We start from the raw sequence: 15,531 nt of genomic DNA on the forward strand, positions 1-15,531 counted from the left end.
TGCGACTACTCCTCGCCCTTGAGCGTCTGCACGTGCACGTCGTTCACCGAGTAGATGACGGCCTCGGGAACGAAACGGTTCATCCGCTCCGCTTCGTAGATCCACACGTCCGTGAGCGTGACCTTGAAGTACAGCCCGCCCGGACCGTTCACGGGCTCCACATCCACACCGTTGGCGAGGTATGCGCGGAGCTCCGTCTCGATGTAGTAGGTGAAGACACGAGCGGCATCTCGGTACTCGTTGTACAGGGCAAGCCGCCGGTCGGCCTCGAACATATCCAGCTCGTCGATGCTGTCCATCTGTCCACCCCTTAGTCGTGTAAGACCACGGCCGGTCCTGCTCAGCGGTCAGCGGGCCCCACGTTCACACGGCCGCGGAAGCCCACGCGGTCGCCCGCGATCACCACTGCTCCCCGCACGCCTCTCACGCTCATCGCCCGGTCGAGCGCGCGCTCCACATCGTCGGCGCCGTGCACCACGTTCCCGGCGGCCGTGGCCACCGCGTCCGCCAGCGCGCCGTCATCGGCAAGCACCGTCACCGCGTGCGCAGTGCCGAGGCTCACACTATGCCCTACTTTCCCCGATGATGTGCATACGGCCACCGGGAGGTCGGCGGCATCGAGATGGACGGCGACCCTGCCCGAGAGCGGGGAGCCGCCCGCCACCACGAGGACACGCCTCGGCATCTCCCCGCAGAGGTACAGATCGCCACCGTTCTCCACGATCACCTCACGCGAACGCGTCTGCAGACCCCGGGCGACCCGCTCAGCGATCGCGCCCGCGACCGCTGCCATCGGACCGGTCCCGGCTTCCCGCGCGGCGGCTGACATCGCTCGGACTATCTCAGGCGCCCCCTCCCCGGCGTCGACCGGCACGTAACTCTCGGCCCAACGGGGGTGAGCCGAGATATGGCCCTCGAGGTCGGCCCGGAGCCCCGCTACGAGCGTCTCCGTCTCACCGCGCAGGTCGGTGCGGGCGCTCACATGAAGGTCCGTCTCGCCCTGCGCGCAGGTGAACGAGACGAGGCCGGCGGCGTCCATGTCCAGGCGGTATGTCCTTGGCTCCCATCGCATGGGTTCATGGTATCAGTCCTGCGGGGATACACTGGACAGAAGAGGTGTCGACGAAGGGCTCCTGACATGCGAGAGATCCTGGACGTGTGCGTGAAGATGGACCGGTTCGCCGAGCGGCTCTACGCGGCACTTGCCGAGCAGTGCCCGGAGCCCGGGCTCGCCACTACCTTCTCACGCCTTGCCGCGGACGAAGCCCAGCACACCGGATGGTGGGAAGGGCTGCTCGAGGCATGGGAGCACGGGCTCCTCCCCGACCTCGTGAACGACACCACCGGACTCGCGGAGCGCCTGACCGACGTGCACGACGAACTCTCACGTATCGACCTCGGCTCGATCGGCGAGCTCGACGTGGAGAGGATGCTCGCACTCGCCGCGCGTGTGGAGTTCTTCATGATCGACCCGGTCTTCAGCGAACTCATCGAGTTGACCGAACCCGCACAGTCGGAGCATCGCCACGCGGCCTACCAGGCGCACATCCAGCGGCTCGTGAACGAGATCGCCGCGCGCTACCCCGACGACTCCCTTGCCGCGCTCCTGGCATCCTCGTTGTCGCGCTCCTGGAGGGACAACCGGCGGCTGTCCGTCTACGCCACCCACGACGCGCTGACGGGACTCTACAACCGCAGAGCGCTCTACACGCACCTGCCACAGTGGACCGCATGGTCGGCCCGGTACGGGCACCCTCTCGCGGTGCTCCTCATCGACATCGACCGCTTCAAGGACATCAACGACACGCACGGCCACGCCGTCGGCGACCGCGCGCTCGCGTCGATCGCCCAGGCCATGCGCCATGTCACACGGGCGTCCGACCTCGTCGTCCGATACGGCGGCGACGAGTTCGCCGTGATCGCCCCGGAGACCGGCGTCAGCGAATGCGTGGATCTTGCGAACCGTATCGTCGAGGCGATCCGGCAGGTGAGCGTCAGCGCCGATGATGGCTCTGCCATCCCGCTCACGGTGAGCATCGGCAGCGCGGTGGCGCACGACGTCGCCGGCAGCCCGCCGTACCGTGTAGAGAGCCTGCTCGCGGCGGCCGACCAGGCACTCTACAGCGCCAAGAGCGCCGGCCGCGACCGGGCGGCCGATCCGCTCACCGTCGAACGGGTCTGAACGACAGCCGTCACATCTCCGCGAGCTCGGCCGCGTGATAACTCGAGCGCACGAACGGCGCGCTCGCCACACCCGCGAATCCCAGGCGGCGGGCCTCACGCGCCAGGGCGGTGAATTCGTCAGGCTCCACGAACGCGGCCACTGGCAGGTGCCGGGCGCTCGGACGCAGATACTGGCCGAGCGTCAGGAGATCGCATCCGGCCTCCCGCAGGTCGCGCATCACGTCCACGACCTCGTCGTGGGTCTCCCCGAGGCCGAGCATCATCCCCGATTTGACCGGCATGTCCGAGGCGCGCGAATGCGCCCGGGCCAGAACGCCCAGGCTCCTCCCGTAGTCCGCGCCAGGACGCACCGACGGGTACAGCCGCGGCACGGTCTCCACGTTGTGGTTGAAGACGTCGGGACGCGCATCGACGACGGCGTCAATCGCACGCTCCTCACCCGCGAAGTCGCTCACGAGCACCTCGACCGCCGTCGCGGGAGATGCCGCGCGTACCGCCTCGATCGTGGCCACCACATGGGCAGCCGCCCCATCGTCCAGATCGTCCCTGGTGACCATGGTGATCACCGCGTGACGCAGGCCCATGCGCGCCACGGCCTCGGCAACGCGGGCGGGCTCGCCCTTATCAAGGGGCAGCGGGGAACGCGACTCCACCGCGCAGAACGTGCAGCCGCGCGTGCACACGTCACCGGCGATCAGGAAGGTGGCGGTGCCGCTCGCGTAGCACTCCCCGCGGTTGGGGCACTTCGCCTCGCGGCATACCGTTGAGAGATGCAGCTCCTCGAGCAGGCCCTCCACGGCGACGTATTCGCCACCGTGCGCGATGGGACGGCGGAGCCATGCCGGCAGACGCCGGGCCGAAGAGCCGTGCTCGTAGGCCACTAGCAGCCGCACTTCCCGGCGGCGTCAGCGCACGCCATACGGATGACCTCGGAGACGGTGGGGTGAGCGTGAACCGTCTCGGCGAGTTGGCGGACGGTGAGGTCATGGCGCATCGCCACGGCGACCTCATGGATCGTCTCGACCGCGTGGGGACCCACGATCTGGCAGCCCGCTATGCGGCCGCTGCCCTTCTCCGCGACCAGTTGCACGAACCCGTCGCTCTCCCCTTCGCCGAGCGCCTTTCCGTTCGCCGCGAACTTGGCGATGGCCTGGACCGCGTCGATGCCGCGCTCCTTCGCCGAGTCACGTGACGATCCCACGGTGGCGACCTCGGGGAACGTGTACACGCATGCCGGTATGCAGTCGTAACGGACGCTCTCAAGCCCGGCTCCGGCTCCGTGCTCGGACTCGGCCACGGCGTTCCGCGCCGCGATGACGCCCTCCTCCTCGGCCACGTGCGCGAGCATCATGCCGCCGATGACGTCGCCGACGGCGTACACGCCGGGGATGTTCGTGCGGAGATGCTCGTCCACGGCCACAGCGCGGCGGTCGAACTCGATGCCCGCCTCTTCGTAACCGAATCCGGCGGCGTTGGGCATGCGGCCCACCGCGCTCATCACCACGTCGCTCTCGATCGCCGCCCCGCTGCGCAGCGTGCTCCGCATCCGGCCGTCGTGCCGCTCCACCAAGGAGACGGCATCTCCAAGATGGAACTCCACCCCCAGCGCCTCGAGCGCGGCCTGGGTCTGGCGCACCACGCGCTTGTCGTTACCCGGCAGGACCTGCTCCATCAACTCGACCACCGTGACCACGCTGCCGAACGCCGCGTACGCGCACGCGAACTCGAGTCCGATGACGCCGCCACCGATGATGACGATGTCCTTGGGTATCTCCGAGAGCGAGACCGCGTCGTCGCTGGTCCACACGCCCTCGAGGTCGTGATCGATGTCGGGAAGCCTGAAGACGGTCGAGCCGGTGGCGAGGATCAGCGCGTCGCCGGCGATCGTCTCGGTCGCCCCGTCAGGGGCGGTCACCTCCACCGCCTTGGGGCCGGCAAGCCGGCCCTCACCGGTGACGACCTTGACCTTCAGCCGCTTCGCGCTCGATTCGACCTGTCCCACCAGCTCGTCGACCACGCGCTCCTTACGCGAGCGCAGCGCAGGGACATCGACGCTGGCTACCGCGGAATCAAGGCCGAACTCGGCGGCATCGCGCGTGTCCGCGACGATATGGGCCGAGCGCAGGATCGTCTTGGTGGGGATACAGCCCCAGTTGAGACAGGTGCCGCCGAGACGCTCGCGTTCGATCAGCGTGACATCGGCCCCCAGCCGTGCCGCCTCGAACGCCGCCCCATAGCCCCCGGGACCTCCACCGAGCACGACGATATGCATGACGCCTCCCGTGTCTGGAACTGCGGTCGCTGGAGACTACGCCTCCGGCCGCTGCTCCTTCTCCGTGACCACCTCGGACTTGATCATCCCTACCAGCGCGGTGAGCGCCTCGATGACGTTGGGCCGGATGTCACCGCCCACCATCACGTACATGATGTCGTCACCTACCTCGAGATGGCCCTCGTTGATCCAGACGCGCACGATCGACACGCCTTCCATCATCCGGGCTGTCGACACGAGCTCCTCGAGCCGCTCGCGATCGACCGAGAGGTCCATGGAGATCACCGGCCGACCGTCGCGCGAGTAGGAGCGGACGACGCCGTTGTGACACAGATACATCCCCACGTCGGCCGCGCTGGCCTCGCGCTTGGCCTCGGCCAGCCAGACATCAAGGCTCGGACCTGCAGATCCGTTCATCGTGGGTCGCCTCTCTCGTCGCGGGAACGTATCCGGCATGATAGCACGCAGCGTCAGTCCCGAAGGCCGCGTGACCTCGCGCCACAGTGGCTCGGGATCGAGTGGCGGAAAGTCGCCGCCTCACACGTGAGGAACTTGTCCAGCGCCAGCCCCGCGTACCTCATGACCGGCTCGCGCGCCTCTCTCCCTACGACCACGGCGAACAGGACCGCCCAGGTGGACAGGTGCTCGATGAAGAACCGGCGCGCTCTGACCGCCGCGGCCGGATCGCCGGCTGCGGCCATGCGAAGGCAGTGCCCCATGTACGAGAGCTCCGTTGCGATATCACCCAGGCCGCGCTCTATACCGCCGATCGCCGGGGACGTGAACCTGCCCTCGCGATAGGTGAGTCCGAGCACGACCAGGCACGTGTCCGGATCGGCGCTGACGTAGGTCGACTCATCCGGGGATAGGACGTTCGAGAAGGGATCGAAGCGGGACTCACCCCCGAACAGGCGCCGTCGCTCCTCGAGGAACGCCCGGCGCCCTTCCCCGGTCCTGACGGCGCGATCGGCATCGCCGAACGCCTCACGTATCGCCTGCTCGTCCACGTTGCGGCTCACCCGGCAGGATCTCATGGCGGTCCTGAGGTGACGGATCGCGACCACCACTCCCGACACATCATCACGGAACAGCCGCGCCAGTGACTCGTACGACGCGGTGCGGTCGTCGATCGCGCAGGTGCACGATCCCCCGTCATGACCGCACGTCTGCAGAAGATACTCGGCCCGGACCGGATCCTGCGAAGCCGTCTCCTCGGCGTCGTGCGCGGCGCGCTCAACCATGAGCGCTTCCCACGCATGCTCTTCGAGGCCGCTACGCAGACCGGCAGCGAGTGTGGGTGGAAGGCCGGCGGCGATCATGTCGTGGATCACCGGCTCAACGTCGTACGCCACACGATGGGTGATGGTGCTTATCCAGACGTCGGTGCACCCGGCACGACGGCACGCGATATCCATCGGCGCCGCGGCAAGGACCTCCTCATGCGTGCCAAGGACCAGCTCCACCCACGCCGCGCGAGGATCGCCGTCGCGCGGACGGCCCACCGAACCCGCGTTCACCCAGTGCAGCACACTGCTCTCGGTGGGCATGGAACGATGGAACGGGACGTGGACGTGGCCGCAGCACACGACGTCAACTCCGGCTTCCTGGATGTGAGCGGCCAGTGAGGCCGGCGGAGTGTCGGCATCGACGACCTCGACCATCCGGCGGGGGGACCCGTGACACAACAGGATACCCACGCCATCGACGTCCAGTACGACCTCCGCAGCGAGCCGCCCCAGAAAGTCGACATGTTCGGAAGACAGGGAAGACACCGTGTACGCGTACGACTCGGCACCGTCGAGGGTCTCCCGGGCGCTCTCGTAACGGCTTCCGGGACTCGCGTCGTGCTCGCTGATCGCCCTGTCGTAGTTCCCCTGCGCGACCGGGTCGCCGAGATCCCGGATCCGCTCCACCACCTCCACGGGGTGCGGGCCATAGCCGACGAGATCCCCGAGGCAGTAGCGCTCCGAGACCCCTCGCCCCTCGATGTCCTCGAGCACAGACTCGAGCGCGGCGAGGTTGCCGTGGACATCGCTATACAGGGCGATCCGCCGCACGCTCCCGCTACCCCGATCCGTCAAGGATGCGACCGACCTCCGTGTCCAGGCCGAGCGGCATGACATGTACGCCGTCGGCTATCTCACGGATGTCACGCACCTGCTCGGCCGCCAGACGGACGGCCTCTTCCGCCGGATCCGGCGCCGAGCGGATCCGGTCCGCCACGTGGTCGGGCACCATGAGGCCCGCGAGGTTCCGGTTCACGAAATCCACGACGCGTGGGCTTCGGATGACGAGCACCCCCGCGATGACCTTCACTCCCAACGGACGCACAGCGTCCACGGCCCGCTGCAGCTTGTCCATATCGAAGATCGCCTGGGTCTGGAAGAAGCGCACCCCGGCCGCGACCTTCTGCTCGATCCGCGCGAGCTGGACGTCCCAGGGCTCGGCCTCGGGGAACATCGCGGCTCCGATATAGAAGTCCGTGCCGCCCTTGAGGTCGCGACCCATCATGTCGCGGCCTTCGTTCATGCCCAGGGCTATCGAGGCCAACTGCGTCGAGTCGAGGTCGAACACACCCTTCGCGTGCGGATGGTCGCCGGCGCGCGGGTCGTCGCCGGTCACCACGAGCACGTTCTCCAGGCCGAGCGACCACGCGGCGAGCAGATCCGACTGCAGCGCGAGGCGGTTCCGGTCACGGCATGTCTGCTGGAAGATCGGCTCGATGCCGCGCTCCAGGATCGCCCTGGACGCTGCGAGGCTCGACAAGTGGAGGCTGGCGCCCTGGTTGTCGGTGACGTTGAGCGCGTGGCAGTGCGGCGCCAGGAGGTCCACCGACGCATGCATGTCGGCCAGGTCCGTACCGCGCGGCGGTGCGACCTCCCCGGTCACGACGAACTCGCCCGACTCCAGCAGCTCTCGCAGGCGGCTCATCGTCCACCTCCCTGCTGCCGGATGTTCACGCCACCAGGCTTGAGCGCGGTGCTGAAGTCCTTCGGCTCGAGTGTGGAGTTGCGCGTCCGTCCCTGCTCGGCAAGACGGCGCTGTATCCGCACGTGAGTGCACTCCCGGTCGGTCAGCACCTCGCACATGCCGTTCCACATACCGCCGCACGGGCCGTTCAGCAGCCCCTTGGGGCACGTCGTCACCGGACATATCCCCGCGGTCTTGTCCAAGACGCAATCGCCGCACGTCTGACAGCGCTCCTCGAAGATGCCGTTGCGTATCACCGTGCCGAGGAACAGCGACTCGAGCCCCGGGAACACGGGTTTGGCGATCGCGTCGGCGGTCGTCTGCACGCCCGCACCGCATGCCAGCACGAGCACCGCATCAGCGTCGTCGATCTCTGAGCGGTGCTTCCGGCTCTCAAGCTTGGTGCCGTTCAGGTGGCACGTGACCTCGCCCACAGCCCAACCGGTCACCTCATAGCCCTCGGCACGGAGCCTCTCCGCCGTCTCCAGGACCTCCTTCTCGCCACCCGTGTGGGCGACCGTGGCGCACTGGCCACAGCCCATCACGAACACCCGTTTTGCGGCGATGTCCGAAAGGTTGGCCTTGATCCGGTCCCAATCGCGTGGTCGTGTGATTATCATCCGTTCCCCTTGCGCGCAGCCACGGCATCCCGGACCGCGCGTACGCAGCCCGGCGCATCCTCAGAATACCCCGCCCCGAGACGGTCCGCGAAATCGCGGGTCACCACGGCGCCGCCCACGAAGACGGGTACTTCCGCCTGCTCCCGGATGGCCGCCACGGTACGCTCCATCGTGCGGAGCGTGGTGGTCATGAGTGCGGACAGGCACACGGCGTCAGCGGCCTCAGCCGCATCCACGAACCGCTCGGTCGAGACATCGACGCCCAGGTCGTCCACAAGGAACCCCTGGCTCTCCAGCATGCTGACGCAGATGTCCTTGCCGATGGAGTGGATGTCGCCCTTCACCGTGCCGAACACCACACGACCCTCATGTGTGGCCGACCCTTCAGGAAGGTACGCCTTTGCACGAACGACAGCCGCCTTCATGGCCTCGGCCGCCGCTATCAGCTGCGGCAGGAACACGTCACCGCGACCGTACGCGTCGCCGAGCCTCTGGATCGCCGGTGTGAGCACCCCGGCGATGACCGCCTGCGGCTCCATGCCGTCACCGACGAGCGTGTCCACCAGACCGGGCGCCGAGTCGGCATCGCCGCGTTCGATGACCATGCCGAGACGTGTCGCCGGATCTCCGGGCGTCTCCACCACACCCTGGTCCGACTCGGCGCTCCGCGAGGCGACGAGCGCTATCCAGCGCTCGGCCCTGGCGTCGCGCCCGTATAGCACGTCATCGGCAGCATCCGAAAGGGCCGCGTCCATCGAGACCGACTCCGAGGGGTTGACTATGGCGGCGTCAAGGCCCACCACGGCTGCAAGCTCCAGGAAGCGCGCGTTCAGCATCGCGCGGCCAGGAAGACCGTGGCTGACGTTGCTCACTCCCGCGATTGTGGCCAGGCCGAGCTCGTCCGACACCGTCGCGATCGCCTCGAGCGTCGCACCGGCGCCGTCGGCCTGCGTCGCGGCGGCGAGGACCAGCGTGTCAGCCACGAGGTCATGATCGGTGAGCCCGCTGTTCCGTGCCGCGTCGCGGACCTTCCGTACCACGTCGGCTCGCGCGCTTGCGGTCGCGGGGATGCCGTCGTCGTCGAGCGCAAGCACGACCACCGCTGCGCCGTACCGCCGCGCCAGCGGGAGCACGGATCCCATCGAGGCCGCCTCGCCGCTCACGCTGTTGATGAGCGCGCGGCCCGGGTAGACGCGCAACGCCGCCTCCAGCGCCTCCGGGTCGGTCGTGTCGAGGACGAGCGGCTGGTCCACCAGCCCGCTCAGCGCCAACACCGCGGCCGGGAGCACAGTGGCCTGTTCCACGCCCGCCGCGCCCACGTTCACATCCAGCAGGTCAGCGCCCGCGTCGGCCTGCTCGATCGCGTACTCGCGCACCACATCCAGTCGCCCCGCGCGAAGACTCTCGGCAAGCCGCTTCTTGCCCGTCGGGTTGATCCGCTCCCCCACACGCACGAGCGGCGCGCCGCTGCTTATCCGCACGACATCGCGCGGACCCGCCAGCACGACGCCCGGTTCGGGCTCCGGCCGGTCAGCAAGGTCGCGCCTCTTGGCGAAGTCCACGATCGCGCCGGTGAACGATGGCGTCGAACCACAGCACGACCCAACGAGGGAGGCCCCCGCGTCCACGAAACGCGCGGCGTAGGAGCCCATCTCGTCCGCCGTGCCGGGGAACACGGTCACCCCATCCTCGAGCCGGGGCATGCCAGCGTTGGGCTGCACGATGATCGGCAACGATGTGGCTTCTGCCATCCGCTCGACGAGCGGCAGCATCTGCTCCGGGCCGAGCCCGCAGTTCATCCCCACCGCTGTCGCCCCGGCCGCCTCGAGTATCACCGCAGCCGCCTCGGGGCTGGTGCCCGACAGGTCCATGCGCCCGCTCAGCCCGAACGTCACGGTCACGAACACGGGAAGATCGGTGACCGATCGCGCCGCGAGAACGGCGCATCGCGCCTCGGCGATGTCGGTCATCGTCTCGATGAACAGCGCATCGGGATGCTCGGCCGCGAGCGCCGACGCCTGCTCCGCGAACTGCTCGAAGACCTCGTCGAACGTCGCACTGCCGAGCGGCTCCATCACCAACCCGGTGGGACCCATGTCGGCCAGGATGTGCGGCGCCCCGCCCGAGCGCGCGAGACGCACCGCCGCCCGGTTGAGGTCTGTCACTTGATCGCCAAGGCCATAAGCTTCAAGCTTGTGCCGAGACCCCCCGAACGAGTTCGTGGTCGCGCAATCCGCTCCCGCGAGCGCGTACAGGCGGTGCACCTCCTCCACCAACTCGGGCGCGGTGACGTTCAGCTGCATCAGCGACTGGCCCGAGGGGATGTCGTGTCGTTGGAGCATGGTGCCCATCGCCCCGTCGATGACAAGAACCTCGCGGCCAAGCCGGAGTCCGATATCAGGCATCCGCGCCTCCCGTGGTCTTCGCGTCCCCGGCAGGACTCCCGGGCCGATCCGCCCGAAGCTTGTCCGTCAGGTACGCCGCAACGAAACGGTATCCCGTGATGTAGACGATCCCGAAGAACGCGCCCATCTGCAGCCAGTCATCGAAACCCATCCGGGCGTTGAAGACGGCGAGGTCACCGGTGAGGGCCCCCCAGCCGATGCACCCGATGAAGGTCACGGCGACGCCGGCCAGGCTGAAGCGCAGCACCCTCAGGCCGGCGCGTGCTCCCAGCCAGGCCCCCGTGGGCATGGCAAGCACCACCAGCGCGATCGCCGTCAGACCGGCGACCGCCATCGTCTGGACGAACGGCAACTGAGGCATGTGTCCTCCTTCCCGCCGGTCAGAAACGCAACGTGATCGCCCTGCGCGGACAGGCGATCACGCATGCCTCGCAGTACACGCACTTGTCCTTGTCGAACCGCAGCGTCTGGGTCACGGGATCGAGGGTCAATGCGCCAGGCTTGCAGACCGCGCTGCACAGGCCGCAGTCCACGCACTGCGCGTCGTCCAGGACGATATCGCTCGCCGCCTCGTTCACCGTGAGGCCTTGCTCCTCGAGGAACGCGACCCCCGCAGCGTAGTCTTCCTTCGTGCCGGTCACTTCGAGCACCATCCGGCCCTCCTGGGCGGGATGGATCTGCGCGCGCAGGATGTTCGGCACCAGATCGTAGTCCTTCACGAGGTGGTAGATGATCGGCTTGAGGGACTGCCGGGGCGGGAAGGTAAGGTCGAGCCGTTTGCGTGCCATCGTCAGATCGCCTCCCCTGTTCTGATCTCGAGCGGTCTCGTGCCCGGCGCACCTACCTGCGGGAGCAACTGCACGGGCGCTGCGAGTGTGAAACGCTCGTCGGTTATCCACCGCTTCAGCTCGGTGGCTATGGCACGCGCCTTGGGCAGCGACGAGATCGGTCCCGTGGGGACCTTCTTGCCGTCGATCTCGATCGTCCCGCTGCGGAGATCCGCATACGAGACCGTGCTCAGCGACGGCCGCGAACGCCGCTGGACGCTGTAGTCGTACACCGTCGCCGTGATATCGGCGTCCGTGAGCGCCAGTGTGGCCGCGATATCCTCGTCGAGCACAGGAACGGGCACGCCGATGCCCACGAAACTCGAGACACCGTAACCCGTGAACGTCGCCGCCGAGAAGTACTCGGGACTCGCCTGCTTCAGATCCGCGATCACCGCCAGGGTGCCGGCGGGCCTCACCGGTACGCCGTGCGCATCACGGTCGGCATGCGGATTGTGCTGCGTGCCTTCCCAGGCCACATACCCCGGGGCGCCAGCAACGAAGATGCGCGAACCCACGCCTATCGTGCGATACGTGGGGTCGTTGAGCAGCGGCGAAAGCGCGCCTGCCGAGCAGTACGTGGCGTTCCCCAGGCGCGGCAAGAGCGTCCCCAGATACGTGTGGAGCACGCGATCGCTCGTGTTCACGGCCACCGCGTAGTTCTGATATGCGTTCCGGGGGTTGAAGAAGTACGCCTGGTTGAGCTCCTCCAGCGTGACCCATGTGTCGATCTCGGTACGCGGGTAGCAGTCGGTCCCCGGACTCGCCGCTCTCAGCCGCACCGCCCGGCCTCTCAGAAGGTCTTCGATCACGTGGGCGCCACCATACTCGATACCCCGCACACGGCTCGTCTCCGTGACGCCCAGGTAGGTGTCCACAGCGGCAAGCCCGCCGTAGGCCGGAACGTCGTTCAGCGTCAGCTCGGTCATCCGGATCGGTGGATCCGAGTGTCCGAAGTTGAGCACCACGCCGGACGAGCACATCGGACCGAACGTACCTGTCGTCACCACGTCGACCTTCTTCGCCGCGGCGCTCACGCCTTCCTCAGCTGCAAGCACGGCGAACTCCTCGGCCGTGAAGACGACCGCCGCCCCGCTGGCTATGCGTTCGTTGATCTCTTCCCAGGTCTTGGCCATACCGTCTACCTCCGAACACGAAAAAACACCTCCCGCCCGGACTGTTCGTCAGGGCGAAAGGCGCTTCATGCGTCCTCCGCGGTACCACCCGACTTCGCCACGTTCGTGGCCTCGTCTCGAGCACGGGACGGTGGTGGTGTCCGGCGGGCGGGACTACGCCGGGTGTCCGATGCTCTCGAGCCCTTGGTAACGGGGGCCTCCGTCCGGTATTACTCGGCGCATCGACGTACTCGCGCGTTTCCTCCGGATGCCTCCGGGGCCATGTTCCGCGTTCTTTCGGGCGCCGGTTCGCAGCTACCCCGGCTCTCTGCCGCCCTACTCGGGACCGCGTACTCATCCCCATCACTGGCGTGAATCTGTTCGATTGTCAGGTAAGGGTACGGTCGCTCCCCCGGGGTGTCAACTCACCGGCGGCCGCAAGCGCGTCGCGTACGATCGCGTCGTGGTCGAAAGCGAGGCCGGGCATATCCGTTGCAGGCATCCACGCCGCCTCGGCGGCGTCATCACCGCCGAGCACGACCGCAGGCTCGTCGAGCACCACCAGATACGCGGCCGATACCGTCCATCCACGCGGATCGCGGCCGGGCTCCCCGTAGACGCCCACGAGCGACAGGGACGGCCCTACCCGCAGCCCGGTCTCCTCCTCGAGCTCGCGCCGGGCCGCAGCCTCAGGGACCTCGCCCTCGTCCACGAAACCGCCGGGCAACGCCCAGCGGCCTTCGAACGGCTCATGAGCCCGCCGGACCAGCAGCACCACGAGACCCGCGGGTCCGTGAGCGAGCGCCACGACATCGGCGGTGAGCGCAGGGCGTGGATGTTCGTACGTCGGCATGTGTTCCAGTGTAGCCCACCCTGTGACATACGGACCGCGTCACTGCTCCACGACATCTCCACGACCGGCGCACGGCGTCCGCACACCGGCGATGGATACTGGTGTCGTACCCGGATGTGCTCCGGATACAAGCGTGAACCTCCCTCCCCTCGCACGCGGGGCGGGGCCGATGATGCGGCCCCGCCCCGTACGCATGTCGGAGGGATGCCCGGCCTACGCAAGCAGCAGATCGACGACACCGCGGCCGGGATCGATCACCCGGCGGGTCGCTGCGGCTTCGGCCTCCGTGAACGCCGTCGCCTGGTCGGCCATGATCCCGGGGCCCGCCAGCAGGAACGGCACCGGCTCCCCCACGTGTGTCTTCAGCTCGATGGGCGTGGGGTGATCGGGCATCGCAAGCACCCGCACCTCCCCGACCCGCTCGCGTAACACGCTCGCGATCTCGCGGTCGATGGCCTCGATCGCGGCGATCTTGCCCTGCACGTCACCCGCATGGCCCTCCTCGTCGGGAGCCTCCACGTGCACCACCACGAGATCGTGGTCGTCCAAGACGGCAAGCGCGCCCTCTATCTGCGCCCGGTAGTCGTTATCGGAGCCATCGGTGACGCCGGCGATGCTCAGGCGATCGATGCCAAAGAGCACCGCGAGGCCGTTCAGCAGGTCCACGCCCGAGGTGAGCGCCGCGGTCACGCCCCTGACCTCCCCGAACGGACGCAGCCCACGGGGCGCCGCTCCCGGCCAGAAGGGCCAGATCTCGTTGGCCGGGAGGTCTCCTCGCGCAACGCGCGCGGCGTTCACAGCCGAGGCGTCCAGCACCGGCCGCGCCCGCTCCATCAAGTCGAGCAGCAACTCCGCACCCTCCCCTGAGGGAAGGCTGCCCTCCACCGGCCTGTCACTGATGTCGTGGGGCGGGGTGTACGCCAGGTCAAGCACCTCGGGATGCCCCTTCACCACCAGGATGTGCCGGTAGGCCAGTCCGGGGTGGAACGTGAAGGCATCGTCGCCGAGCGCCTCGGCCAGTTCGCTGACGATCCGCCGCGACTCAGCCGTGCTGATATGGCCCGCGGCGTACGACGCCATGACCCCGTCGGCAACGCTCACCAGGTTCATGCGCATCGCCACTTCGTCATCGGCCAGTTCTATGCCGAGGCTGGCGGCCTCGATAGCGCCGCGGCCTACGTAGTCGGCGACCGGGTCGTATCCCAGGATCGACGTGCACGCGGCCGAGGACGAAGGCTCCACCCCCGGAGGCACCGTCTGCGCAAGCCCAACGATGCCCATCGCCGCCAACGCGTCGAGGTTCGGTGTGTGTGCGTAGCCAAGCGTCGTCTTGGAGCCCAGCTCGGGCAACGGCCACCCGGCCGCACCGTCGAGGATGAGGATCACGTGCTTCACGGGCGCTCCCTCCGCAGGCTGTCAGCGGGTAGAATCGTACCTGTCCGCCCTGGCCGCACACAAACGAAGAGGTCGCACCTGATGCATCCCGGCCACTCGCTGCCCATACTCGAAGGTAAGGGCTTCACGCTGCGACCGCTCCAGCGATCCGATGCAGATGCGGTCCTGGACCTGCTGCGGCAACCGGGCGTGGCGCGGTGGTGGGGCTCCTATGATACCGAGAAGCTCGAGCATGATTTCTTCAGCGCCAGCGCCGGGATGACCCATCTCGTGATGGTCGGCGGCGAGATCGCGGGCGTCGTCCAGTTCCATGAGGAGAACGATCCGGGATACCGCCACGCAGGCGTGGACATCACCCTCGGCGATCCGTTCCAGGACCGCGGCCTGGGAACCGCGGTGCTCCGGCGCCTGATCCGTTACCTCATCGAGGAGCGTGGCCACCACCGGATCACCATCGACCCCTCCGTCCACAACGACCGGGCGATCCATGTGTACCGGAAAGTGGGCTTCAAGCCGGTGGGCGTCATGCGCAAGTACGAACGCGACCCGAGCGGCCAGTGGAGCGACGGGCTGCTCATGGATCTGCTCGCCGAGGAGTTCGTCGAGTCATGACGTCATGCGCACCGGTGAACGGATAGCGATGGAAGAGGACCGCGAGCAGATACAGCGCTGGCTCGACGCGCTCTACCGCACAGAGACCACCGCGACGCAGCTGGACGCCGTGATCATGGCGCAGACCTTCGACCTGCCTTCGGACGCGATGGACGTGGTCAACGGGCTGCCCCCGGGCCGATACACACGCCAGGCTCTGTGCGACCAGCTGAACAGCGCGATCGTGGGACGCGGGCTCTCCAGACAGCTCGGGACGCACGACTAGGCTGCCGAACGGG

At 67.9% G+C, this 15,531-nt stretch carries 17 protein-coding genes; 3 read left to right on the forward strand and 14 right to left on the reverse strand.

Features of this window, described 5'->3' with window-relative positions:
* Positions 1–5: 5 nt before the first annotated feature.
* Both MSB02_RS08440 and MSB02_RS08445 read right to left on the reverse strand, forming a co-directional pair.
* Positions 6–299 (reverse strand): DUF2469 family protein, encoded by a 294-nt coding sequence (locus tag MSB02_RS08440; RefSeq protein ID WP_267194797.1) that lies wholly within the window; start codon positions 297–299, stop codon positions 6–8.
* A 41-nt stretch (positions 300–340) separates the two neighbouring features.
* Complete coding sequence (locus MSB02_RS08445; RefSeq protein ID WP_267194798.1) at positions 341–1,039, reverse strand: UPF0280 family protein; 699 nt, start codon at positions 1,037–1,039, stop codon at positions 341–343.
* 99 nt (positions 1,040–1,138) lie between these two features.
* On the opposite strand from MSB02_RS08445, the gene MSB02_RS08450 reads away from it, so the two are divergent.
* Positions 1,139–2,182, forward strand: a complete 1,044-nt coding sequence (locus MSB02_RS08450) for a GGDEF domain-containing protein (RefSeq protein WP_267194799.1) — start codon at positions 1,139–1,141, stop codon at positions 2,180–2,182.
* A 10-nt stretch (positions 2,183–2,192) separates the two neighbouring features.
* Here MSB02_RS08450 and lipA read toward each other — a convergent pair whose 3' ends face one another.
* From lipA to MSB02_RS08510, 12 genes are all read right to left on the reverse strand, one after another.
* On the reverse strand, positions 2,193–3,065 hold the full coding sequence (gene lipA / locus MSB02_RS08455) for a lipoyl synthase (protein WP_267194800.1): 873 nt from the start codon (positions 3,063–3,065) through the stop codon (positions 2,193–2,195).
* The gene (lpdA, locus tag MSB02_RS08460) at positions 3,065–4,456 is read right to left on the reverse strand and encodes a dihydrolipoyl dehydrogenase (protein WP_323748522.1); all 1,392 of its coding nucleotides are present in this window, start codon (positions 4,454–4,456) and stop codon (positions 3,065–3,067) included. Before lpdA ends, lipA begins: the two co-directional genes overlap by 1 nt.
* A gap of 36 nt (positions 4,457–4,492) precedes the next feature.
* Entirely contained in the window at positions 4,493–4,873 is a 381-nt protein-coding gene (locus MSB02_RS08465; protein ID WP_267194801.1) for a molybdenum cofactor biosynthesis protein MoaE, read from the reverse strand.
* A gap of 53 nt (positions 4,874–4,926) precedes the next feature.
* Positions 4,927–6,537, reverse strand: coding sequence for a metallophosphoesterase family protein (locus MSB02_RS08470; protein WP_267194802.1), 1,611 nt, complete (start codon positions 6,535–6,537; stop codon positions 4,927–4,929).
* A complete protein-coding gene (locus MSB02_RS08475) occupies positions 6,521–7,387 on the reverse strand; it encodes a methylenetetrahydrofolate reductase (protein WP_267194803.1) in 867 nt (288 codons plus the stop codon). The genes MSB02_RS08470 and MSB02_RS08475 overlap by 17 nt, the downstream gene beginning before the upstream one ends.
* Complete coding sequence (locus MSB02_RS08480; protein ID WP_267194804.1) at positions 7,384–8,046, reverse strand: methylenetetrahydrofolate reductase C-terminal domain-containing protein; 663 nt, start codon at positions 8,044–8,046, stop codon at positions 7,384–7,386. The genes MSB02_RS08475 and MSB02_RS08480 overlap by 4 nt, the downstream gene beginning before the upstream one ends.
* Complete coding sequence (locus MSB02_RS08485; protein ID WP_267194805.1) at positions 8,043–10,451, reverse strand: homocysteine S-methyltransferase family protein; 2,409 nt, start codon at positions 10,449–10,451, stop codon at positions 8,043–8,045. The genes MSB02_RS08480 and MSB02_RS08485 overlap by 4 nt, the downstream gene beginning before the upstream one ends.
* The gene (locus MSB02_RS08490) at positions 10,444–10,812 is read right to left on the reverse strand and encodes a hypothetical protein (protein WP_267194806.1); all 369 of its coding nucleotides are present in this window, start codon (positions 10,810–10,812) and stop codon (positions 10,444–10,446) included. The genes MSB02_RS08485 and MSB02_RS08490 overlap by 8 nt, the downstream gene beginning before the upstream one ends.
* A gap of 19 nt (positions 10,813–10,831) precedes the next feature.
* Positions 10,832–11,239: an NIL domain-containing protein gene (locus MSB02_RS08495; protein ID WP_267194807.1), complete on the reverse strand. Its 408-nt coding sequence runs from the start codon at positions 11,237–11,239 to the stop codon at positions 10,832–10,834.
* 2 nt (positions 11,240–11,241) lie between these two features.
* On the reverse strand, positions 11,242–12,414 hold the full coding sequence (locus tag MSB02_RS08500) for a homocysteine biosynthesis protein (RefSeq protein WP_267194808.1): 1,173 nt from the start codon (positions 12,412–12,414) through the stop codon (positions 11,242–11,244).
* Positions 12,415–12,781: 367 nt separating this feature from the next.
* Positions 12,782–13,246, reverse strand: coding sequence for an NUDIX hydrolase (locus tag MSB02_RS08505; RefSeq protein WP_267194809.1), 465 nt, complete (start codon positions 13,244–13,246; stop codon positions 12,782–12,784).
* 213 nt (positions 13,247–13,459) lie between these two features.
* Positions 13,460–14,641 (reverse strand): cofactor-independent phosphoglycerate mutase, encoded by a 1,182-nt coding sequence (locus MSB02_RS08510; protein ID WP_267194810.1) that lies wholly within the window; start codon positions 14,639–14,641, stop codon positions 13,460–13,462.
* 81 nt (positions 14,642–14,722) lie between these two features.
* On the opposite strand from MSB02_RS08510, the gene MSB02_RS08515 reads away from it, so the two are divergent.
* Both MSB02_RS08515 and MSB02_RS08520 read left to right on the forward strand, forming a co-directional pair.
* Positions 14,723–15,253 (forward strand): GNAT family N-acetyltransferase, encoded by a 531-nt coding sequence (locus MSB02_RS08515; RefSeq protein ID WP_267194811.1) that lies wholly within the window; start codon positions 14,723–14,725, stop codon positions 15,251–15,253.
* A 28-nt stretch (positions 15,254–15,281) separates the two neighbouring features.
* On the forward strand, positions 15,282–15,518 hold the full coding sequence (locus MSB02_RS08520) for a hypothetical protein (RefSeq protein WP_267194812.1): 237 nt from the start codon (positions 15,282–15,284) through the stop codon (positions 15,516–15,518).
* Positions 15,519–15,531 lie beyond the last annotated feature (13 nt).

The organism is Anaerosoma tenue (assembly GCF_023161965.1).
Taxonomy (GTDB): domain Bacteria; phylum Actinomycetota; class Coriobacteriia; order Anaerosomatales; family Anaerosomataceae; genus Anaerosoma; species Anaerosoma tenue.